This window comes from Streptomyces sp. NPDC031064 (assembly GCF_055570965.1).
On record NZ_JBVIGF010000007.1, the window covers coordinates 316719 to 337402 of the forward strand.

The following is a 20684-nucleotide window of genomic DNA, read 5'->3' on the forward strand; positions in this document are numbered from 1 at the left end:
TCGAGGCGCAACGTCAGTCGTTGACGCAGACGTTCCCGAAGGCCGGGTTCAGCAGGCCGATGATGTTCACCGTGTTGCCGCAGACGTTGATCGGGACGTGGATGGGAACCTGAACCACATTGCCCGAAATGACACCGGGGGAGCCCACGGCGGCACCCTGCGCACCCGCATCGGCGACGGCCATGCCCGCGCCAGCCAGGACCAGTCCACCGGTGGCGGCCGCAACAGCGGCGACCTTCTTGATCATTATTCCTCCTTGTTGGCAATGCGGTCCCAGCCGCGGACCGCACCACCTGTAACGACAGGGAGGTATTCGAGCTACGACCCGATGACTCCGTTCACCCTTTTCGGTCAGATGTGCACACGCGGGCGATTATTGGAGTTTCGTTTCAGCCGACTATTCCAGCTAATCGGCCCGCGTCAGCCCGCCTCAGCTCGCGTCAACTCGCGTCAGCTCGCGTCGATGAAGCGGTCGAGCACCCGTACGCCGAACTTCAGGCCCTCCACCGGGACGCGCTCGTCCACGCCGTGGAACATCCCGGCGAAGTCCAGCTCCGGCGGGAGCTTCAGCGGCGCGAAGCCGAAGCAGCGGATGCCGAGGTCGTCGAAGGACTTGGCGTCCGTGCCGCCGGAGAGCATGTACGGCACCGCACGCGCGATCGGGTCCTCCGCCTTGAGCGCGGACTGCATGGCGTCCACCAGGTCCCCGTCGAAGCTGGTCTCCAGCGCCTTGTCGGCGTGCACGTCCTCGCGCCGGACGCGCGGCCCGAGGAGCTGGTCGAGATCGGCGAGGAACTCCTCCTCGTACCCCGGCAGGAAGCGCCCGTCCACGTGGGCGGTCGCCTGCCCCGGGATGACGTTGACCTTGTAGCCGGCGCCGAGCATGGTCGGGGCGGCGGAGTTGCGGAGGGTGGCGCCGATCATCTTGGCGATGCCGCCCAGCTTGGCGAGCGTGGCGTCCATGTCCTCCGGGTCCAGCGGGGTGCCGAGCGCGTCGGACAGCTCGTCGAGGAAGGACCGCACGGTCTTGGTGACCCTGACCGGCCAGGTGTGCCGGCCGAGCCGCCCCACGGCCTCGCACAGCTCGGTGATGGCGTTGTCGCGGTTGGTCATCGAGCCGTGGCCCGCCGTGCCGTCGACCGTGAGCCGCATCCAGTGCATGCCCTTCTGGGCCGTCTCCACCAGGTAGAGGCGCAGGTTCTCGTTGACGGTGAAGGAGAAGCCGCCGACCTCGCCGATCGCCTCGGTGACGCCCTCGAAGAGGTCGGGGTGCTTGTCGACGAGGTGGCGCGCGCCGTACGTACCGCCCGCCTCCTCGTCCGCGAGGAACGCCAGCACGATGTCGCGCGGGGGCTTGCGGCCGGTGCGCAGCCGGTCCCGTACGACCGCGAGGGTCATGGCGTCCATGTCCTTCATGTCGACCGCGCCGCGGCCCCAGACGCAGCCGTCCGCGATCTCGCCGGAGAACGGGTGGTGCGTCCAGTCGTCGGCGTTGGCCGGGACGACGTCGGTGTGCCCGTGGATCAGGAGCGCCGGCCGGGAGGGGTCCTCGCCCGCGATCCGCGCCACGGTGGAGGCGCGCCCCTTGTGGGACTCGATGATCTTCGGTTCGAGGCCGACCTCGGCGAGCTTCTCGGCGACGTACTCGGCGGCCGCGCGCTCCCCCGGGCCGGAGTGGTCGCCGTAGTTGCTGGTGTCGATCCGGATGAGGTCGCGGCAGAGGTCGGTGACCTCGTCCTCGCCCGTGACGGTTGCGGTTCGCGCCGTGCTCGACTCGCTCACGCTGGTTCCTCCCGGGTAGCTGCTGCTGGGTCCTCCCATCCTGCCCCCTCCCCCGGCGCGCATGGGGGCGTGATCGAGCCCTCCCAATGTTTGCTATGGTTTTCCACGTCGGAACGGCCACGGGCCGCGAGACAGACACCTTGTCCGGGTGGCGGAATGGCAGACGCGCTAGCTTGAGGTGCTAGTGCCCTTTATCGGGCGTGGGGGTTCAAGTCCCCCCTCGGACACAGAGAGAAGCGCGGGTACGGTCGGCAGACCGGGCCCGCGCTTCCGCGTTGCCGGCTTCGCATAGGCTCGGCCGCACCATGAAGAACACTCTTGGTCCGCTGGAGCCCAAGGCCGACAAGGACACCGTGCGGCGGCACAACCTGAGCCTGGTGCTGCGGGCCGTGCACGACGAGGGCGAGGCGACCCGGGCGGCGGTCGCGGCCCGGGTGGGGCTGACGCGGGCGGCGGTGTCGTCGCTGGTCGAGCAGTTGCTGGCGGGCGGTTTCCTCACCGAGCGGGGCAAGACGTTCAGCGGGCAGGCGGGGCGGCCGGGGACCGCGCTGCGGGTGGCGCGCACGGGTCCGGCCGGGCTGGGCGTGGAGGTCAACATCGATTACGTGTCCGTGTGCGTGGTCGACCTGGCCGGTACCGATCGGGTGCGGCTCACCGAGCACGTGGACAACCGGGGCGCGGCGCCCGGCGAGGTGCTGGAGCGGGCCGCGCGGATCGCGGCGGGAGCGCTTCGGTCGGCCGAGGACCAGGAACTCCGCCCCGCGGGCGCCCGGCTCGCACTGCCGGGACTGGTGTCCGGCGGCACGGTGCGCCAGGCGCCGAACCTCGGATGGAACCGGGTGGCGGCGGAAGAGCTGTTCGGGCGCGCGCTGAGCGGGCTCCTGCCCGGCGGGCGGGTACTGCCGGTCGGGTCCGACAACGAGGCGAACGCCGCCGCGCTGGCCGAGCTGTGGTTCGGCGGCCAGGAGCGGGTGCGCAGCTTCCTGTACCTGACGGGCGAGATCGGGGTGGGCGGCGCGATCGTGGTCGGCGGCGAGCTGATGCGCGGGGCGCACGGGTTCGCCGGGGAGATCGGGCACGTGGTCGCGGACGTGGACGGGCCGGAGTGCCGGTGCGGTTCGCGGGGGTGCCTGGAGCAGTACGCGGGTCAGGCCGCGCTGCTGCGGGGCGCGGGCCTCGACGAGGCGTCCGGCCTGCCCGGCGTCGTGGAGCTGGAGCGGCGCGCCCGCGCCGGTGACGTCCGGTCGGTGGCCGCCCTGGAGCGGGCCGGCCGGATGCTGGGCCTGGTGGTGTCCGGCGCGGTGAACCTGCTGGACCCGGAGGCGGTGGTACTGGGCGGGATCTACCGGTCGCTGATGCCATGGCTGGGCCCGGCGGCGGACCGTGAGCTGACCCTCCGGGTCGTGTCGGGGCTCTGGCCGGCGGGCAGCGGGCGGCTGCGGGCCTCGTCCTCGTCGGGCGACGCGGCACGGGGCGCGGCGGCGCGCGTGGTCCGGGACGTGATCACCGACCCGGCCTCGTACGCGGCGCGCGCGGACCGGTGACCGGGGGCCCGCTCGAGCCAGGCCCTCGCGCCTCCTCGCCGTCGGCGGGGCACCCACCCGGCGTCGCCGTATACCGCCGCCGATCGTCCCCCTACGCCCCGCACGGCCCCTCACGTGGCGAGAATCCCACCGGCCCGCACCCGGCATACGACCGGGGTGGGGCCGTGCAGGGTCGCCCCCGCAGAGGTTGGCGGCGTTGGGAGGGTTCCCGACTCGGCGTACCCAAGGCCGCCGGCCTCGAGGAGGTGAGCCCGGAGGGGCCACGCCCCGCCACGCAACGGCCGGCTCCGCCGTGCAGTGTCAGCGGGTGGCCAGGAGGTGTTCGAGGGCGAGCTGGTCGAGGCGCTCGAAGGCCATGGAGCGCGCCGCCGCCGCGGCCGGGTCGAAGGTCTCGTACGCGGAGGGGTCCGCGAGCAGGGAGGCGAGGCCGTCCTCGGCCGTGGGCCGGGCGAGGTCGGGGAGGCGGGAGGCCGTGAGGGCTGCTCGGACCTCGGGGTCGGCGCGGAAGGCGGCGGCGCGCTCCTTGAGGATCAGGTAGTTGCGCATGCAGTTCTTCGCGGACTCCCAGACGCCCTCGGCGCCGTCGGTGCGGACGGGCTTGAAGTCGAAGTGGCGCGGGCCGTCGTAGCCGGCGCTCTCCAGCAGGTCGACCAGCCAGAACGCCTGGCGGAGGTCACCCGCGCCGAAGCGGAAGTCCTGGTCGTACTTGATGCCGGACTGGCCGTTGAGGTCGATGTGGAAGAGCTTGCCCGCCCACAGGGCCTGGGCGATGCCGTGCGGGAAGTTGAGGCCGGCCATCTGCTCGTGGCCGACCTCCGGGTTGACGCCGACGAGTTCCGGGCGTTCCAGGCGCTCGATGAAGGCGAGGGCGTGGCCGATGGTGGGCAGGAGGATGTCGCCGCGCGGCTCGTTGGGCTTGGGCTCGATGGCGAAGCGCAGGTCGTAGCCCTGCTCGGCGACGTACTGGCCGAGCAGGTCGAAGGCCTCCTTCATGCGGTCCAGGGCCGCTCCGACGTCCTTCGCGGCGCCCGACTCCGCGCCCTCGCGGCCGCCCCAGGCCACGTACACCTCCGCGCCGAGCTCGACCGCCAGGTCGATGTTGCGGATCGTCTTGCGCAGCGCGTAGCGGCGGACGTCGCGATCGTTGGCGGTGAAGGCGCCGTCCTTGAAGACGGGGTGCGTGAAGAGGTTGGTGGTGGCCATGGGCACCTTCATGCCGGTGCGGTCCAAGGCGGCCCGGAACCGCTTGACCACGGCCTCCCGTTCGGCGTCGGAGGACCCGAAGGGGATCAGGTCGTCGTCGTGGAAGGTCACGCCGTACGCGCCGAGGGCGGCCAGGCGCTCGACGGACTCGACGGGGTCGAGGGCGGGGCGGGTCGCGGTGCCGAAGGGGTCGGTGCCCTGCCAGCCCACGGTCCACAGCCCGAACGTGAACTTGTCCTCGGGAGTGGGGATGAAGCGTTCCGACATGTCCGGGCCTCCAGGTCTATTTGTTTTCTCACATTACTAATACGCTACGGAGGCCCGCCGGCCAAGACCCCGAGAGCCAAGACCCCGAGAGCCAAGACCCCCAGAGAGGTACGCGATGCCGTCGTCGTCCCCGGCCGTCATCGGCGTGGACAGTTCCACCCAGTCCACCAAGGCGCTCGTCGTCGACGCCGCCTCCGGACGGGTCCTGGCCATGGGCCGGGCCCCGCACACGGTGAGCGGCGCGGCCGGTGCCCGCGAGAGCGACCCCGAGCAGTGGTGGCGGGCGCTCGCCGGGGCGGTCGCCCAGGCCCTGGAGGGCGTCGACGCCCGCACGGTCACCGGCATCGCGGTCGCCGGCCAGCAGCACGGCCTGGTCGCCCTGGACGCCACCGGCCGCCCGCTGCGCCCCGCCCTGCTGTGGAACGACACCCGCTCCGCCCCCCAGGCCGCCGCCCTCACCGCGCGACTGGGCGCCGACGGCTGGCTGGCCCGCACCGGTTCCGTACCCGTGGCGTCGATGACGGCCGCCAAGTGGCAGTGGCTGCGCGAGCACGAGCCGCGCACCGCCGAAGCCGCGGCCGCCGTGCGCCTCCCCCACGACTTCCTGACCGAGCGGCTGAGCGGGACGGCCGCCACCGACCCGGGCGACGCGTCCGGCACCTGCTGGTACGACACCGCGACCGGCGCGTACGACCACGGATTGCTCGACCTGCTCGGGCTGGACGCCGCGCTCCTGCCGCCCGTCGCCCCGACCGGCGCCACCCGCGTCGGCTCGCTGACCGCGTCGGCGGCGGAGGAGCTGGGCCTGCCGGAGGGCATCGCCGTCGCCGCGGGCACCGGCGACAACATGGCCGCCGCCGTCGGCCTCGGGCTGGGCGGGCAGGGCCTGCTGGGCCACCCGGTGGTCTCCCTGGGCACCTCCGGCACGGTCTTCGCGGCCACCCGCACCCGGCCCGCCACGGCCGCCCTCGCCGGTTTCGCGGCCACCGACGGCACCTACCTCCCGCTCGGCTGCACCCTCAACTGCACCCAGGCAGTGGACAAGGTGGCCGCGCTGCTGGGCCTCGACCGCGAGGACGCCACGCCCGGCGGCGAGGCCGTCCTCCTGCCGTACCTCGACGGCGAACGCACCCCCGACCTCCCGGGCGCCTCCGGGCTGCTCACCGGCCTGCGCCACGCCACCACACCCCAGCAGCTCCTCGGGGCCGCCTACGAGGGCGCCGCGTTCACCGTCCTCCGCGCCCTCGAAGCGCTGCCGGGCACGCGGGACGACGTGCCGCTGCGGCTGATCGGAGGCGGCGCCCGGGGGCGTACGTGGGTCGAGACCGTACGCCGCCTCTCCGGGCGGCCCGTCGTCCTCCCCCGTACCGCCGAACTGGTCGCCCTCGGCGCCGCCGCCCTGGCCGTGGGCGCCGCGACCGGCGAGGACCCGGTGGCCGTGGCGACCGGTTGGGGCGGCGGCACGGGCGAGACGCTGCCCCCCGCCGAACGCGACCGTGCCGCCTGGGACCGGATCGCCGCCGCCCTGCCCGCGGTCAGCGCCCTGGGGGGCCGATGAGGTCCACCGACGGGTTCTGGCTCATGCGCGAGGGCGTGCGGGTCTCGTACCGGCGACAGCCGGCGGGCGGGACGGACCGGCCGTTCCGGGTTCGGGTGGTGGGCGGAGGGTCCGCCCGGGCGTGGGCGAGATGACCGGACCGCTTACGGTGGGTGAGTGAGACGCCGTACGCCAGCCCCTTCCGCCCCGCTGCCCCAGCGCGCCGGTGTCGATCCGGTGCGACTGCGCCTGCCCGCCGACCCCGACGGGGCGTGGGCGACCGTTCGGGACCATCTGCTGGGGCGGTACGCGGCGGCCATCGGAGCCGACCGGGTGGACGCGATGTTCACCGAGGGGCGGTTCGTCGGGGCGGACGGGGTGCCGGTCGGGGCGGAGGAGCCGTACGCGGCGGGGCGGTACGTGTGGTTCCACCGGGACTTCCCGGCGGAGGAGCGGGTGCCGTTCGAGGTGGGGATCGTGTACCGCGACGAGCGGATCGTGGTCGCCGACAAGCCGCACTTCCTGGCGACGACGCCGCGCGGGCGGCACGTCACGGAGACGGCGCTGGCGCGGCTGCGGCGCGACCTGGACCTGCCGGGGCTCCAGCCGGCGCACCGGCTGGACCGGCTGACGGCGGGGCTGGTGCTCTTCGTCGTACGGCCGGAGGACCGGGGCGCCTACCAGACGCTGTTCCGGGAGCGGCGGGTGCGCAAGGAGTACGAGGCGGTGGCCGCGTACGACCCCTCGCTGACGCTTCCCGTGACCGTACGCAGCCGGATCGTGAAGGAGCGGGGGGTGCTCGCGGCCCGTGAGGAGCCGGGCGAGCCGAACAGCGAGAGCCGTGTCGAGCTGCTGGAGCACCGGGCCGGGCTCGGCCGGTACCGGCTGGTCCCGGCGACCGGCCAGACCCATCAGCTCCGGGTCCACATGGCCCGGCTGGGCGTGCCGATCCTGGACGACCCGCTGTACCCGGTCGTCCAGGAGGACGGGCCGGAGGACTACACGCGTCCGCTGCGCCTGCTGGCGCGGGCGCTGGAGTTCACCGACCCGCTCACGGGCGCCCCGATGCGGTTCACCAGCCGGCTGACGCTCAGTGGCCCCGCGTGATCCACTCCTGAAGGTGCGGGGCCTCGGTCCCGATGGTGGTGGTGTCGCCGTGCCCGGTGCGGACGACGGTGTCCGGCGGCAGGCTGAGCAGCCGGTCGCGGATCGAGTCGATGATCGTCGGGAAGTGGGAGAAGGACCGTCCGGTGGCACCCGGGCCGCCGGCGAAGAGCGTGTCGCCGGTGAAGACGGTGCCCAGCTCGGGCGCGTACAGGCAGACCGCGCCGGGCGCGTGGCCCGGGGTGTGCAGGACGGTGAGGTCGGTGCCCGCGATGGTGAGGATCTGGCCGTCGGCCAGCTCACCGTCCGGGTGGTGGTCGGGGTGCGTCCGCTTCCACAGCGGCAGGTCGTCGGGGTGGAGCAGGACGCGGGCGCCGGTGGCGGCGGCGAGCGCGGGGGCCGCGTCGATGTGGTCGTTGTGGGCGTGGGTGCAGACGACGGCCCGCAGCGTACGGCCGTCGAGGGCGGCCAGGATGGCGTCGGCGTCGTGCGCGGCGTCGATGACGATCGCCTCCGCGCCGTCCCCGACGATCCACACGTTGTTGTCGACGTCCCAGGTGCCGCCGTCCAGCGAGAAGGTGCCGGAGGTGACGAGGTGCTCGATGCGCGCGGTCATCAGAAGACCACCACCGAGCGGAGGACGTCGCCCTCGTGCATGCGCGCGAAGGCCTTCTCGACGTCGCCGAGGCCGATCGTCTCGGTGACGAAGGCGCCCAGGTCGATGCGGCCCTGCTGGTGCAGGTCGATGAGCATCGGGAAGTCGCGGGAGGGCAGGCAGTCCCCGTACCAGGACGACTTGAGGGCGCCGCCGCGCCCGAAGACGTCGATCAGCGGGAGCTCCAGCTTCATGTCGGGCGTCGGTACGCCGACGAGGACGACCGTGCCGGCGAGGTCGCGGGCGTAGAACGCCTGCCGGTAGGTCTCGGGGCGGCCGACCGCCTCGATGACGACGTCGGCGCCGAACCCGTCGGTCAGCTCGCGGATGGCCTCGACGGGGTCGGTGGTACGGGAGTTGACGGTGTGGGTGGCGCCCATCGACCGGGCGGTGTCCAGCTTCCGGTCGTCGATGTCGACGGCGATGATCCGCGCGGCGCCCGCGAGGCGGGAGCCCACGATGGCCGCGTCACCGACGCCGCCGCAGCCGATGACGGCGACCGAGTCGCCCCGGCCGACCTGGCCGGTATTGATCGCCGCGCCGATGCCGGCCATCACGCCGCAGCCGAGCAGACCGGCGACGGCCGGGGCCACGGATGGGTCGACCTTGGTGCACTGGCCGGCGGCGACCAGCGTCTTCTCGGCGAAGGCCCCGATACCGAGGGCCGGCGACAGCTCCGTACCGTCCGTGAGCGTCATCCTCTGCCGGGCGTTGTGCGTGTCGAAGCAGTACCAGGGCCTGCCGCGCCGGCACGCCCGGCACTTCCCGCACACCGCGCGCCAGTTGAGGATCACGAAGTCACCGGGCGCCACGTCGGTGACGCCCTCACCGACCGATTCGACCACACCGGCGGCCTCGTGGCCGAGCAGGAACGGGAAGTCGTCGTTGATGCCGCCCTGCTTGTAGTGCAGGTCGGTGTGGCAGACCCCGCACGCCTGGACCTTCACGACGGCCTCACCGGGGCCGGGGTCGGGAACGAGGATCGTCTCCACCCGCACGGGCTCGTTCTTCCCCGGGGCGACGACCCCTCGGACCTGCTGCGCCATCGCGGCTCTTCCCTTCGTCGTACGGTTGTCCGGCACCACTATTCCGGGCGGGACGGCACACCGGGGGCATATTCCGGCCGGACAGGACGACCAACCGCACAGCGGGTCGTCCACGAGGCCGAGGGCGTCGAGGGAGGCCTCCGTCATCGAGCGGGACGGCGCTGTCTCGGTCTCCGGCTGCGCCGCGTCGTCCGTCGAGGTGAGGCTGGTACGGGGCGGTCCGGCTGAAGGGCGAGCCGGTTTCCGTGGCCTTGCGCCGGCTGGACGACAAGCCGTGTGACCTGGAGTTCGGCTGGAGGAGGCCCGGGCTCGTCGCGGACGGTCTGCACCCCGTGCGGCAACGGCTGGGCATCACCGCGGCGGCCGGTGGCTCCTGACCGCCGGGCCGCGCGAGCAAACGCGGTGAGCCCCCGCCGGACCGTGTCCGACGGGGGCTCACCCGGGCTCGACGCGGGGCGTCAGTCCTGCGGCTGCGAGGCGGCCAGCACCTTGACGCGCTTGCGGACGGCGAACCAGCCGCCGACGAGCAGGAGCGCGATGACCGGGACGAGGTTCACGGTCGTCCGGCCGATGCCTCCGCCGTACCACATCAGGAACAGGACGGTGGCGAGGAAGACCAGCGTCACGATCTGCGTGTACGGGGCCCAGGGCAGTCGGTAGGACGGGCGCGTGACCCGGCCGTCCTTGGAGCGCGACCAGAACAGCAGCGAGCAGAGCATGATCATGCCCCAGGTGCCGAGGATGCCGATGGAGGCGAGGTTCAGCACGATCTCGAAGGCCTCGCCCGGCATCACGTAGTTCAGGCCGACGCCCAGGACACCGAAGGCGGCGGTGAGCAGGATGCCGCCGTAGGGGACCTGGCCCTTGTTCATGCGGGCGGTGAACTTGGGGGCGGAGCCCGCCATGGCCATCGAGCGCAGGATGCGGCCGGTGGAGTACAGACCGGAGTTCAGGCTGGACAGGGCGGCGGTGAGGACGACCAGGTTCATGATGCCGGCCGTGCCCGGGATGCCGAGCTTGTCGAAGACGGTGACGAACGGGCTCTGGTCGCCGGAGAAGGACGTGTACGGCAGCAGCAGCGCGAGCAGGACGACCGAACCGACGTAGAAGAGGCCCACGCGCCACATGATCGAGTTGATCGCCTTGGGCATGATCTTCTCGGGGTTCTTGGTCTCACCGGCGGCGACGCCGCACAGCTCGACGGAGGCGTAGGCGAAGACGACGCCCTGGACGACCATCAGCATCGGCAGCATGCCCATCGGGAAGATGCCGCCGTTGTCCGTGATGGTGTGCAGGCCCGGGGTGTGGCCGCCGACCTCATGCTGGGTGACGACGAGGAAGATTCCGACGCACATGAAGATCACCAGCGCGGCGACCTTGATGATCGCGAACCAGAACTCCATCTCACCGAAGTACTTCACCGAGATCAGGTTCGCGGTGAGGACGACGGCGAGGGCGATCAGGGCGAGGATCCACTGCGGGACGTCGCTGAACATGGCCCAGAAGTGGGCGTAGGTCGCGGCCGCGGTGATGTCGGCGACGGCCGTGGTCGACCAGTTGAGGAAGTACAGCCAGCCGGCCGTGTAGGCGCCCTTCTCGCCCATGAACTCACGGGCGTAGGAGACGAAGGCGCCGGAGGAGGGCCGGTAGAGCACCAGCTCACCGAGGGCCCGGACGACGAAGAACGCGAAGACGCCGCAGACGGCGTACGCGATCGCGAGGGAGGGGCCCGCGCCCGCCAGGCGGCCACCGGCACCGAGGAAGAGGCCCGTGCCGATCGCGCCGCCGATGGCGATCATGTTGATGTGGCGGGACTTGAGGTCCTTGCTGTAACCGGCGTCACCGGCGTCGATGTGGGGGGCGCCCGTCGCCGCCGGGGTACCGGGGCTCAGGGTGTCGGCCGCAGGCATGGTGCGGTCACTCATCTAGAAGTCGCCTTTGTGAGGGGGTCGTGCGGTATTCAGCCGTACGCCGGTGATGAAGGTGGTCACCGTGGCATGAAGGCCAGGGCACATAGTCACGGCTACGCTGCCGTTTTGGCTGTGGCCTATGTCACGTACAGGCTGATCTGAGATGTTTTTGAGGTTACCGGCTGGTTAATCAGCATTGAGCAGCTTAAGGGGTGCGACTATGGCGCGAGGACATCGAGCTCGCGCAGGGCACCCGCCGCGATCTCCCGGGTGAGCTCCTCGGCGCGTGCCGCGTCCCGCTCCCGGACGGCTTCCGCGACCTGGACGTGGAGGGTGACGGCGGCCGGGTCGGGGTCCTCGAACATCACGTGGTGGTGGGTGCGGCCGGTGAGCACCTCGGCGACCACGTCGCCGAGCCGGGCGAACATCTCGTTGCCGGAGGCGTTGAGGACGACCCGGTGGAAGGCGATGTCGTGCACGAGGTACGCCTCCAACTGCCGGCCGCGCGAGGTGGCGACCATGCCGAGGGCCTGCTCGGTGAGTTCCCGGCACTGCTCGGGGGTGGCGTGGACGGCGGCGAGGCCGGCGGCGACCGGCTCGACGGCCGAGCGCAGCACGGTCAGCGAGCGGAGCTGGCGGGGGCGGTCGGTGCCGGCGAGCCGCCAGCGGATGACGCGCGGGTCGTACACGTTCCACTGCTCGGTGGCGCGCACGGTGACGCCGACGCGGCGGCGCGACTCCACGAGGTGCATCGACTCCAGGACGCGGACGACCTCGCGGATCACGGTGCGTGACACCTCGAAGCGCTGGGCGAGCTCGTCGGTGCGCAGCACGCTGCCCGGCGGGTACTCCCCCGCGGTGATCGCGAGGCCCAGGGTGTCCAGCACATGCGTATGGAGCCCCTGCGCCTGTGTCGTCATGTGCATAGCGTAACCGCCACAAATAAGTATGACTTTTAAGTCACAGGCTCTTGAATATGTCGTACCTCATGGGTTTCAGTGTGCGGCGAGAAGTCGATGTCGAAGAGGACAGCGAGGCGCGGAGCCCATGCAGAAACCCCCAGTCGTCGTCGTGATGGGCGTGGCCGGGACCGGCAAGACCACCATCGGTCCGCTGGTCGCCGAGCGCCTCGGCGTGCCCTACGCCGAGGGCGACGACTTCCACCCCGAGGCGAACATCGCCAAGATGTCCGCCGGCGTCCCGCTCGACGACGACGACCGGTGGCCGTGGCTCGACGCGATCGGGCGGTGGGCGCACGACCGGGCGGGGCTCGGCGGGGTGGTGAGCAGTTCGGCGCTGAAGCGGGCCTACCGCGACCGGCTGCGGGCGGCCGCGCCCGGTGTCGTCTTCCTGCACCTGACCGGCGACCGGTCGCTGATCGAGGAGCGGATGACCGCGCGCAAGGGGCACTTCATGCCCACCGCGCTGCTGGACTCGCAGTTCGCGACGCTCCAGCCGCTGGAGGACGACGAGGCCGGTGTGGCCGTCGACGTCACCGGCTCGCCCGAGGACATCACCGACCGGGCCGCCGCCGCGCTGCGCCGGCTCACCACCTCCGGCGCCTGACCCCACCCCCTGAACCCCGGCGCCTGAACCCGGCGCCTGAACCCCACCCCCGAACCCCGGCCCCCGACCCCGAGGACCCCCTGTGACCAGTCTCAACGTCGAGATGCTGGCAGCGGACGCCACCGAGCCGATCACCTCGGCCGGCAACGCCCAACTCGGCATCGCCGTCCTGGCGGGCATCGCCGTCATCGTCCTGCTCATCACCAAGTTCAAGCTGCACGCCTTCCTGGCGCTGACCATAGGCTCGCTCGGCCTGGGCGCGTTCGCCGGCGCCCCGCTCGACGCGACCATCACGTCGTTCACCAAGGGCCTCGGCTCGACCGTCTCGGGCGTCGGCGTGCTCATCGCGCTCGGCGCCATCCTCGGCAAGCTGCTCGCCGACTCGGGCGGCGCGGACCAGATCGTCGACACGATCCTGGCGAAGGCGGGCGGCCGCGCCATGCCGTGGGCGATGGTGCTGATCGCCTCGGTGATCGGGCTGCCGCTGTTCTTCGAGGTCGGCATCGTGCTGCTGATCCCGGTGGTGTTGATGGTCGCCAAGCGCGGCGGCTACTCGCTGATGCGGATCGGTGTGCCGGCGCTGGCCGGCCTCTCCGTGATGCACGGGCTGATCCCGCCGCACCCCGGCCCGCTGGTCGCCATCGACGCGATCGGGGCGAACCTGGGCGTCACCCTGGCGCTCGGCATCCTGGTCGCCATCCCGACCGTGATCATCGCCGGTCCGCTGTTCTCGCGGTACGCGGCGCGGTGGGTCGACATCCCGGCGCCCGAGCGCATGATCCCCCAGCGCACTTCGGAGGACCTGGAGCGGCGGCCCGGCTTCGGGGCCACCGTGGCGACCGTGCTGCTGCCCGTGGTGCTGATGATGGTCAAGGCGCTGGTGGACATCGTCGTCGACGACCCGGAGAACCACGTCCAGCGGGTGACCGACGTCATCGGCTCGCCGCTGATCGCGCTGCTCGCCGCGGTCCTGGTGGGCATCTTCACGCTCGGCCGGGCGGCCGGCTTCACCAAGGAGCGGATCTCCTCGACCGTCGAGACGTCGCTCGCCCCGATCGCGGGCGTGCTGCTGATCGTCGGCGCGGGCGGCGGCTTCAAGCAGACCCTGATCGACGTGGGCGTGGGCCGGATGATCCTGGACTTCTCCGAGGACTGGTCGATCCCGGCGCTGCTGCTGGCGTGGTTGATCGCGGTGGCGATCCGGCTGGCCACCGGTTCGGCGACCGTCGCCACCATCTCGGCGGCCGGGCTGGTCGCGCCGCTGGCGGCCGACATGTCGACCTCGCACGCGGCGCTGCTGGTGCTGGCGATCGGCGCGGGCTCGCTCTTCTTCAGCCACGTCAACGACGCCGGGTTCTGGCTGGTGAAGGAGTACTTCGGGATGAACGTCGGCCAGACGATCAAGACCTGGTCGGTGATGGAGACGATCATCTCGGTCGTCGGGATCGTGTTCGTACTGCTGCTGTCCCTGGTGCTGTAGCCGCGGCAGGCAGCCGGACGGAAATCGCCGCGCCCGGGCGGGAGCGTGCGTGCCAGACTGGCGCGCATGTCTCCCGCCCACGGCTCGTTGCAGCCGTATCTGCTGGCCTTCCCCGGGCCGTTGCGCGACCGGCTGGTCGCCGCCGTCCTGTCCGGTGAGAAGACGTCCACGACGGGACTGCTCGTGGAGTACGAGGCCGAGGGCGAGGAACTCCCGCCGGTGGGCGAGCGGTCGGCGCTCATCGACTCCGACGGGCGCGAGGTCGCCGTACTGGAGCTGACCGACGTACGGGTCCTGCCGCTCGGCGAGGTGGACCTGCGGCACGCCCTGGACGAGGGCGAGGGGTACGCGTCGGTCGCCGAATGGCGGGCGGGGCACGAGAGGTTCTGGCACGGCGCCGAGATGCGCGAGGCCCTCGGGGACCCGGACTTCACGGTCGACGACGCCACGATGGTGGTGGCCGAGCGGTTCCGGGTCGTGGAGCGGCTTCGGTGACCGGGGTGGAGGAAGCCGTGGCGGGCGAGTTGCGGCTCGTCGACCCGGCCGTACGGACGTCACGGACGGAGGCGGCGCGCCTCCTGGACCCGGACTTCGTGGAGGTCGGCGCCTCCGGGCGGCGGTGGAGCCGTGCGGAGATGCTCGCCGAACTGCCCGAGCTGGAGGGCGGCTCGCCCGACGGCCCCCGCTATGAGGTGTCCGGCATGACGGGCGTCCAGCTCGGTCCCGACCTGGTGCACCTGACGTACGAGACGGTCATCGCGGGCCGTCGGGCGCGGCGCAGCTCCCTGTGGCGGCGTTCACCCGGAGGCGAGTGGCGGATGTACTACCACCAGGCGACACCGGTGCCGGAGGAACCCGGGGCCTAGGCCCCGACCGCCTTGGCCGCCGCCCTGCCCGCCGCGCGGCCGGAGAAGAGGCAGCCGCCGAGGAAGGTGCCCTCCAGGGAGCGGTAGCCGTGGACCCCGCCGCCGCCGAAGCCGGCCGCCTCGCCCGCCGCGTACACGCCGGGCAGCGGGGTGCCGTCGGCGGTGAGGACGCGGGACGACAGGTCGGTCTCCAGGCCGCCGAGCGACTTGCGGGTGAGGATGTTGAGGCGGACGGCGATCAGCGGGCCGGCTTTGGGGTCGAGGATGCGGTGCGGGGTGACCGTACGGATCAGCTTGTCGCCGAGGTACTTGCGGGCGCCGTGGATGGCCGTGACCTGGAGGTCCTTGGTGAAGGGGTTGGCGATCTCGCGGTCGCGGGCGGTGATTTCGCGGCGCAGCGCGGCCTCGTCGATCAGGGGCTCCTTGGTGAGCGCGTTCATGCCGCGCACCAGGGACGGCAGGTCCTTCTCGATGACGAAGTCGGCGCCGTGGTCCATGAACGCCTTGACCGGGCCGGGGACGTCGGCGCGGGCGCGGTCGAGGACGCCGCGTACGGACTTGCCCGTGAGGTCCGGGTTCTGTTCGGAGCCGGAGAGGGTGAACTCCTTGCCGATGATGCGCCGGTTGAGGACGAACCAGGTGTAGCCGTGACCCGACTTCATGATGTGGTCGAGCGTGCCGAGGGTGTCGAAGCCGGGGAAGAGCGGAACGGGCAGCCGGCGGCCGTGCGCGTCCAGCCAGAGCGACGACGGGCCGGGCAGGATGCGGATGCCGTGCCGGGCCCAGATGGGGTTCCAGTTCTCGATGCCCTCGGTGTAGTGCCACATCCGGTCGCGGTTGATGTGGTGGGCGCCGGCCTCCTCCGCGATCCCGAGCATCAGGCCGTCGACGTGGGCGGGTACGCCGGAGAGCATCTTCTCCGGCGGGGTGCCGAGCCGCTCGGGCCACTGGGCGCGAACGAGGTCGTGGTTGCCGCCGATGCCGCCGGAGGTGACGATCACGGCCTGGGCCCGGTACTCGAAGGCCCCGGTGACCTGCCGGCTGCTGGCGGTGCCCCGCTCGGCGTCCGACGGCTCCAGGATCTCGCCGCTGACGGTGTCGACGGCGCCCCCGGTGCGGCCGAGCGCGGTGACCCGGTGCCGGAACCTCAGCCGTACGAGGCCCCTGGCGGCGCCCGCGCGCACCCGCCGCTCGAAGGGCGCGACGAGGCCCGGGCCGGTGCCCCAGGTGATGTGGAAGCGCGGTACCGAGTTGCCGTGCCCGGTGGCGTCGTAGCCGCCGCGCTCCGCCCAGCCGACCACGGGGAAGAAGCGGACGCCCTGCCGGTGGAGCCAGGCCCGCTTCTCGCCGGCCGCGAAGTCGACGTACGCCTCGGCCCACTTGCGCGGCCAGTGGTCCTCGGGGCGGTCGAACCCGGCCGTGCCGAGCCAGTCCTGGAGGGCGAGCTCGTGGCTGTCGCGGATGCGCATCCGGCGCTGTTCGGGCGAGTCGACGAAGAACAGGCCGCCGAAGGACCAGTGCGCCTGGCCGCCGATGGACTGCTCCGGCTCCTGGTCGAGGAGGATGACGCTGCGCCCCGCGTCGACCAGTTCGGCGGTGGCGACCAGGCCGGCGAGGCCCGCCCCGATCACGATCACATCAGCGTCGTACGCCATGGGCACATCCTTGTCGGCAGGGTGATCCGATCTTCCGTACGCGGCGGTAACACGTCAACAGGCGGGCGGTGATTTGATGGGCGTATGAAGTCGCCCGCGGAAGAGATCCTGGACGTCGTCGACGAGCACGACGAGGTCGTGGGGCGGCTGCCGCGCGGCGAGGTGTACGCGCGGGGCCTGCGCCACCGGTGTGTGTTCATCCTCGCGCGGGACGCGGAGGACCGGGTGTTCGTCCACCGCCGCACGGCGACGAAGCTGGTCTTCCCGTCGCTGTACGACATGTTCGTGGGCGGGGTCGTCGGGGCGGGCGAGAGCTACGACGTGGCGGCGCTGCGGGAGGCGGAGGAGGAGCTGGGCGTACGCGGGCTGCCGCGCCCCACGCCGCTGTTCCGGTTCCTGTACGAGGACGGCGGCGGGCGCGGGTCGTGGTGGTCGGCCGTGTACGAGGTGCGGTGCGTCCTGCCGCTGGAGCCGCAGGTGGAGGAGGTCGCGTGGCACGCGTTCCTGCCGGAGGCGGAGCTGCGGGCGCGGCTGGGGCCTGTCCCCGGCGGGTGGGAGTGGGTGCCGGACGGGCTGGCGGCGTACGAAAGGCTGCGCGAGCACCGCGCCGGTAGTCTGATCATGTGAGCGAATTCGTGCGGGGCCTGCGGCTGTGGTTCGCGCCGCAGCGGGTCCGGGAAGAGGGCGACACGCCCGACTACCGGTTCTCCCTCGCCAATGAGCGCACCTTCCTCGCCTGGATCCGTACCGCGCTGGCGCTGGTGGGCGGCGGGTTCGCGGTGGACCAGTTCCTGCCCGATCTGCGCTGGGGCGTCCGTGTCGGGATGGCGCTGGCGCTGCTGGCCGCCGGGGGGCTGTGCGCGCTGCGGGCGGTGAACCACTGGGTGCGGTGCGAGCGGGCCATGCGGCGGGACGAGGACCTTCCCGTGAGCCGTTTCCCGACGCTGCTGAGCCTGGCGGTGGGCCTGGTCGCCGGCGCGATGGTGGTGGTCGTGCTGTTCGGCTGGCGGGACTGATGGGCGCCGAGCCCGCGGACGTGCGCGATCCCGGACTCCAGCCGGAGCGGACGCGGCTGGCGTGGCGGCGTACGACGCTGGCGGCCACCGTCGTGGCGGTGCTCGCCGCCAAGCAGGCCGTGCACGACGGGGTCACGGCGGCCGGGCTGGTGGGGGCGGGGCTGTCGCTGCTGGTGTGGCTGGCGTTCCTGGGCGTCGCGCACCGCCGCGTGCGGGCCCTGGCCACGGCCCGTCCACGTCCGCTGACGCGCCGGGGCGCGGTCTGGGCGGCCGGATGCACGGTCGCGCTGGCGGCCTTCGCGGTGGGGGTGGTGGTGTGAACCGGCGTGGGCCGGGTCAGTCGCCCCAGTCCACGGTGACGACGACCTTGCCGTTCAGGCCGCCCTCCAGGGCGGCGCGCTGGGCGTCGGCGGCCTGTTCCAGCGGGAACGTCTTGGCGACCCGTACCGTCAGGGCGCCCTGTTCGACCAGCTCGGCCAGCGCCGTCAGGTCCGCCGGGTCGGGGCGCACCCAGTAGTAGCGGCCGCCCAGGCCGATCACCTCGCCGTCCGCGATGGAGGCCAGCCGCCCCTCGGGGGCGAGCAGGTTGGCCGAGTCCTTCAGGACCTGGCCGCCGACCGTGTCGAGCGCGGCGTCCACGCCGTCGGGGGCCAGCTCCCGGACGCGGCCGGTGAACCCGTCGCCGTACAGCACCGGCTCCGCCCCCAGCTCGCGCACCCGGTCCTGGCCACTCTCGCGGGCGGCGCCGATGACGCGGGCGCCGAGGTGCCGGGCGATCTGGACGGCCATGGAGCCGACCCCGCCCGACGCGGCGTTCACCAGGACGGTGTCGCCCGACCGCACGCGCAGCGCCCGGTGCAGTGCCTGGTGGGCGGTGAGCCCGGCCAGTGGCAGGGCGGCCGACTCCTCGAAGCCCACGTTGCGCGGCTTGCGCGCGAGGGTGCGGACGGGGGCGGCGACGTACTCGGCGAAGGTGCCGTGGCACAGGACGTCCTCGCGTACGTACCCCATGACCTCGTCGCCGACGGCGAACTCCGGCACGGACACCCCGGGCTGGACGACGACGCCGGAGACGTCCCAGCCGGGGACCACCGGGAAGACCGCGTCCAGGGCCGTGTCGAGGTACCCGGCCTGGGCCTTCAGGTCGACCGGGTTGACGGCCGCCGCGCGCACTTTGACGAGCACCTTGTCCGGGCCCACCTTGGGATCGGGGCGGTCGCCGAACTCCAGGACCTCGGGGCCGCCGTAGTGGCGGTAGCTGATCGCCTTCATGGTCCGACCCTCCGGCCCGTCCCGCCCCCACGCAAGCGGAAACAGATCATCAACGACAAAAAGGACTAGCCTGGAGGTGTTACCGACCCCCACGCCGGAGGCCCGCGATGACCGTCCTCCATCAGGAACACCTCTCGCACGGCCATGAGCACGGCCCGGCCTGCGGGCATCAGGCCGTGGTCCACAACGACCACCTCGACTACGTCCACGACGGGCACCTGCACCGGGAGCACTCCGGCCACTGGGACGAGTGCGAGCCGGGCGAGCACATCGCCCACAGCGGGCACGCCCATGAGCACGGCGACAACTGCGGCCACCCCGCCGTCGCGCACGGCGACCACGTCGACTACGTGCACGAGGGCCACCGGCACGCCGCGCACGGCGGGCACTGGGACGACCACTGACCTCCGTCACCAGCGGGGAACCGCCGGCGTGACCCACTCCGGGTCCGCCTGCCGCATCGCCGCCGCGTCATCGCGCTCGCGCATCGTGCCGTCGTCGTCGAGCCAGCGCCGGTGGAGGGCGGCGAGCCGTTCCCGGTCCAGCTCGACGCCGAGGCCGGGCGCGTCGGAGACGGTGAGGCGGCCGCCGTGGAAGACGTGGCGCGCGGTGATGACGTCCTCGGTCTGCCAGGGGTAGTGGCTGTCGCAGGCGTGGTCGAGGTTGGGGACGGTCGCGGCGACGTGCGTCATGGCGGCGAGGCTGATGCCCAGGTGGGTGTTGGAGTGCATGGACAGCCCGACGCCGAAGGCCCAGCAGACGGCGGCCAGTTCGCGCGTCCGGTGCAGGCCGCCCCAGTAGTGGTGGTCGCAGAGCACCACCTGGACGGCGTCACGGGCGAATGCCCCGGCGATCTCGGGGAACGTCGTCACGCACATGTTGGTGGCGAGGGGCACGCCGGTACCGGCGGCGACCTCGGCCATGCGGTCGGTGCCGCTCGCCGGGTCCTCCAGGTATTCGAGGACGTCGCCGAGCCGGTCGGCGACGTACAGGGAAGTCTCCACCGACCAGGCGCCGTTGGGGTCCAGGCGCAGCGGCCGGCCGGGGAACGCCTCGGCGAGCGCGCGGACGGCGGCGATCTCCTGGTCCGGCGGGAAGACGCCGCCCTTGAGCTTGAAGGAGCGGAAGCCGTGCTCTGCGACGAGGCGCCGGGCCTGGGCGACGATGCCCGCCGGGTCGAGGGCCGCGCCCCAGTCGTCCTTCTCGCCGCCGGTGGGGTGCTCGGCCCAGCGGTAGAAGAGGTACGCGCCGTAGTCCACGGCGTCGCGCACCCTGCCGCCCAGGAGGGCGTGCACGGGCAGGCCGAGGCTCTTGCCGAGCGCGTCCAGGCAGGCGACCTCGAAGCCGGACACCACGGACAGCCGCAGCTTGTCGGCGGTACGGACGCCTCGCAGCCCGCCCGCGTCCACACCCTCCTCCGGGCCGGGTGAGCCGCCGCACACCCGCTCCGCGAGATCGAGCAAGCCGTTCACGTCCGTGACCGGGTGACCGGGCAGCGCATCGGCGAGCGGCCGGGCGAGGTCCAGGTAGGTGCCGTCGCCGTAGGTCTCGCCGAGCCCGGTGACGCCGCCCCGGGTGACGACCTCCACGATCAGGCGCGGGGTGTAGGGCTGGTGCACGCCCTGGGTGTTGAGCAGGGGCGGGTCGGCGATCAGGATCGGGGTGAGGCGGACGTCGGCGATCAGCAGCGCGGTATCCATACGTGAACTGTATTCAGCAGCGTAGCCATGGGACCAGAGTCGTGCAGCCGGTTCCCGGACCGGAACGGGTCCGGCACTGGA

General features: G+C 72.5%; 22 protein-coding genes and 1 tRNA gene. 13 read left to right on the top strand and 10 right to left on the bottom strand.

Features of this window, described 5'->3' with window-relative positions:
- Nucleotides 1–13: 13 nt before the first annotated feature.
- Together ACZ46W_RS25795 and ACZ46W_RS25800 are read right to left on the bottom strand one after the other, a co-directional pair.
- A complete protein-coding gene (locus ACZ46W_RS25795; protein ID WP_468341859.1) occupies nucleotides 14–247 on the bottom strand; it encodes a chaplin in 234 nt (77 codons plus the stop codon).
- Between the two features lie 203 nt (nucleotides 248–450).
- Nucleotides 451–1782 (bottom strand): M20/M25/M40 family metallo-hydrolase, encoded by a 1332-nt coding sequence (locus ACZ46W_RS25800; RefSeq protein WP_468341862.1) that lies wholly within the window; start codon nucleotides 1780–1782, stop codon nucleotides 451–453.
- 142 nt (nucleotides 1783–1924) lie between these two features.
- Here ACZ46W_RS25800 and ACZ46W_RS25805 point away from each other — a divergent pair.
- A tRNA-Leu gene (locus ACZ46W_RS25805) sits at nucleotides 1925–2009 on the top strand.
- Nucleotides 2010–2087: 78 nt separating this feature from the next.
- Nucleotides 2088–3326 carry an ROK family protein gene (locus ACZ46W_RS25810; RefSeq protein WP_468341864.1) on the top strand — a complete coding sequence of 413 codons (1239 nt, stop codon included), beginning with the start codon at nucleotides 2088–2090 and terminating at the stop codon, nucleotides 3324–3326.
- A gap of 300 nt (nucleotides 3327–3626) precedes the next feature.
- On the opposite strand, the gene xylA is transcribed toward ACZ46W_RS25810, so the two are convergent.
- On the bottom strand, nucleotides 3627–4796 hold the full coding sequence (gene xylA / locus ACZ46W_RS25815) for a xylose isomerase (RefSeq protein WP_468341867.1): 1170 nt from the start codon (nucleotides 4794–4796) through the stop codon (nucleotides 3627–3629).
- A gap of 115 nt (nucleotides 4797–4911) precedes the next feature.
- Here xylA and xylB point away from each other — a divergent pair, with 115 nt between their 5' ends.
- Together xylB and ACZ46W_RS25825 are read left to right on the top strand one after the other, a co-directional pair.
- Nucleotides 4912–6354, top strand: a complete 1443-nt coding sequence (xylB, locus tag ACZ46W_RS25820; protein WP_468341870.1) for a xylulokinase — start codon at nucleotides 4912–4914, stop codon at nucleotides 6352–6354.
- A gap of 156 nt (nucleotides 6355–6510) precedes the next feature.
- Nucleotides 6511–7440 (top strand): RluA family pseudouridine synthase, encoded by a 930-nt coding sequence (locus ACZ46W_RS25825; protein WP_468341873.1) that lies wholly within the window; start codon nucleotides 6511–6513, stop codon nucleotides 7438–7440.
- Here ACZ46W_RS25825 and ACZ46W_RS25830 read toward each other — a convergent pair.
- Complete coding sequence (locus ACZ46W_RS25830; protein ID WP_468341876.1) at nucleotides 7424–8053, bottom strand: MBL fold metallo-hydrolase; 630 nt, start codon at nucleotides 8051–8053, stop codon at nucleotides 7424–7426. The genes ACZ46W_RS25825 and ACZ46W_RS25830 overlap by 17 nt on opposite strands.
- Nucleotides 8053–9138 carry an S-(hydroxymethyl)mycothiol dehydrogenase gene (locus ACZ46W_RS25835; protein WP_468341879.1) on the bottom strand — a complete coding sequence of 362 codons (1086 nt, stop codon included), beginning with the start codon at nucleotides 9136–9138 and terminating at the stop codon, nucleotides 8053–8055. The genes ACZ46W_RS25830 and ACZ46W_RS25835 overlap by 1 nt, the downstream gene beginning before the upstream one ends.
- Before the next feature lie 245 nt (nucleotides 9139–9383).
- Between ACZ46W_RS25835 and ACZ46W_RS25840 the strand changes: the two genes are divergently transcribed.
- The gene (locus tag ACZ46W_RS25840; RefSeq protein ID WP_468341882.1) at nucleotides 9384–9515 is read left to right on the top strand and encodes a hypothetical protein; all 132 of its coding nucleotides are present in this window, start codon (nucleotides 9384–9386) and stop codon (nucleotides 9513–9515) included.
- An 81-nt stretch (nucleotides 9516–9596) separates the two neighbouring features.
- Here the strand turns inward: ACZ46W_RS25840 and ACZ46W_RS25845 are convergent, their stop codons facing one another.
- Both ACZ46W_RS25845 and ACZ46W_RS25850 read right to left on the bottom strand, forming a co-directional pair.
- Nucleotides 9597–11063 (bottom strand): amino acid permease, encoded by a 1467-nt coding sequence (locus ACZ46W_RS25845; RefSeq protein ID WP_468341885.1) that lies wholly within the window; start codon nucleotides 11061–11063, stop codon nucleotides 9597–9599.
- Between the two features lie 203 nt (nucleotides 11064–11266).
- A complete protein-coding gene (locus ACZ46W_RS25850; protein WP_468341889.1) occupies nucleotides 11267–11968 on the bottom strand; it encodes a FadR/GntR family transcriptional regulator in 702 nt (233 codons plus the stop codon).
- 127 nt (nucleotides 11969–12095) lie between these two features.
- On the opposite strand from ACZ46W_RS25850, the gene ACZ46W_RS25855 reads away from it, so the two are divergent.
- From ACZ46W_RS25855 to ACZ46W_RS25870, 4 genes are all read left to right on the top strand, one after another.
- Nucleotides 12096–12614: a gluconokinase gene (locus tag ACZ46W_RS25855; RefSeq protein WP_468341892.1), complete on the top strand. Its 519-nt coding sequence runs from the start codon at nucleotides 12096–12098 to the stop codon at nucleotides 12612–12614.
- An 82-nt stretch (nucleotides 12615–12696) separates the two neighbouring features.
- A complete protein-coding gene (locus ACZ46W_RS25860) occupies nucleotides 12697–14094 on the top strand; it encodes a GntP family permease (protein ID WP_468341894.1) in 1398 nt (465 codons plus the stop codon).
- A gap of 66 nt (nucleotides 14095–14160) precedes the next feature.
- On the top strand, nucleotides 14161–14589 hold the full coding sequence (locus ACZ46W_RS25865) for an ASCH domain-containing protein (RefSeq protein WP_468341897.1): 429 nt from the start codon (nucleotides 14161–14163) through the stop codon (nucleotides 14587–14589).
- Entirely contained in the window at nucleotides 14586–14960 is a 375-nt protein-coding gene (locus ACZ46W_RS25870; protein WP_468341900.1) for a nuclear transport factor 2 family protein, read from the top strand. Before ACZ46W_RS25865 ends, ACZ46W_RS25870 begins: the two co-directional genes overlap by 4 nt.
- On the opposite strand, the gene ACZ46W_RS25875 is transcribed toward ACZ46W_RS25870, so the two are convergent.
- Nucleotides 14957–16615 carry an FAD-binding dehydrogenase gene (locus ACZ46W_RS25875; RefSeq protein ID WP_468341903.1) on the bottom strand — a complete coding sequence of 553 codons (1659 nt, stop codon included), beginning with the start codon at nucleotides 16613–16615 and terminating at the stop codon, nucleotides 14957–14959. The two genes, ACZ46W_RS25870 and ACZ46W_RS25875, sit on opposite strands and share 4 nt — an antisense overlap.
- Before the next feature lie 84 nt (nucleotides 16616–16699).
- On the opposite strand from ACZ46W_RS25875, the gene ACZ46W_RS25880 reads away from it, so the two are divergent.
- Genes ACZ46W_RS25880 through ACZ46W_RS25890 form a run of 3 tightly spaced genes read left to right on the top strand, consistent with a single transcriptional unit; the run spans nucleotide 16700 to nucleotide 17951 of the window.
- The gene (locus ACZ46W_RS25880; protein ID WP_468341906.1) at nucleotides 16700–17242 is read left to right on the top strand and encodes an NUDIX hydrolase; all 543 of its coding nucleotides are present in this window, start codon (nucleotides 16700–16702) and stop codon (nucleotides 17240–17242) included.
- The gene (locus tag ACZ46W_RS25885; protein ID WP_468341909.1) at nucleotides 17239–17631 is read left to right on the top strand and encodes a YidH family protein; all 393 of its coding nucleotides are present in this window, start codon (nucleotides 17239–17241) and stop codon (nucleotides 17629–17631) included. The genes ACZ46W_RS25880 and ACZ46W_RS25885 overlap by 4 nt, the downstream gene beginning before the upstream one ends.
- On the top strand, nucleotides 17631–17951 hold the full coding sequence (locus tag ACZ46W_RS25890; protein WP_468341912.1) for a DUF202 domain-containing protein: 321 nt from the start codon (nucleotides 17631–17633) through the stop codon (nucleotides 17949–17951). Before ACZ46W_RS25885 ends, ACZ46W_RS25890 begins: the two co-directional genes overlap by 1 nt.
- Before the next feature lie 16 nt (nucleotides 17952–17967).
- On the opposite strand, the gene ACZ46W_RS25895 is transcribed toward ACZ46W_RS25890, so the two are convergent.
- Nucleotides 17968–18903 carry an NADP-dependent oxidoreductase gene (locus ACZ46W_RS25895; RefSeq protein ID WP_468341915.1) on the bottom strand — a complete coding sequence of 312 codons (936 nt, stop codon included), beginning with the start codon at nucleotides 18901–18903 and terminating at the stop codon, nucleotides 17968–17970.
- A 107-nt stretch (nucleotides 18904–19010) separates the two neighbouring features.
- On the opposite strand from ACZ46W_RS25895, the gene ACZ46W_RS25900 reads away from it, so the two are divergent.
- Complete coding sequence (locus ACZ46W_RS25900) at nucleotides 19011–19307, top strand: hypothetical protein (protein WP_468341918.1); 297 nt, start codon at nucleotides 19011–19013, stop codon at nucleotides 19305–19307.
- 6 nt (nucleotides 19308–19313) lie between these two features.
- On the opposite strand, the gene ACZ46W_RS25905 is transcribed toward ACZ46W_RS25900, so the two are convergent.
- On the bottom strand, nucleotides 19314–20603 hold the full coding sequence (locus tag ACZ46W_RS25905; protein ID WP_468341921.1) for a glucarate dehydratase family protein: 1290 nt from the start codon (nucleotides 20601–20603) through the stop codon (nucleotides 19314–19316).
- Nucleotides 20604–20684 lie beyond the last annotated feature (81 nt).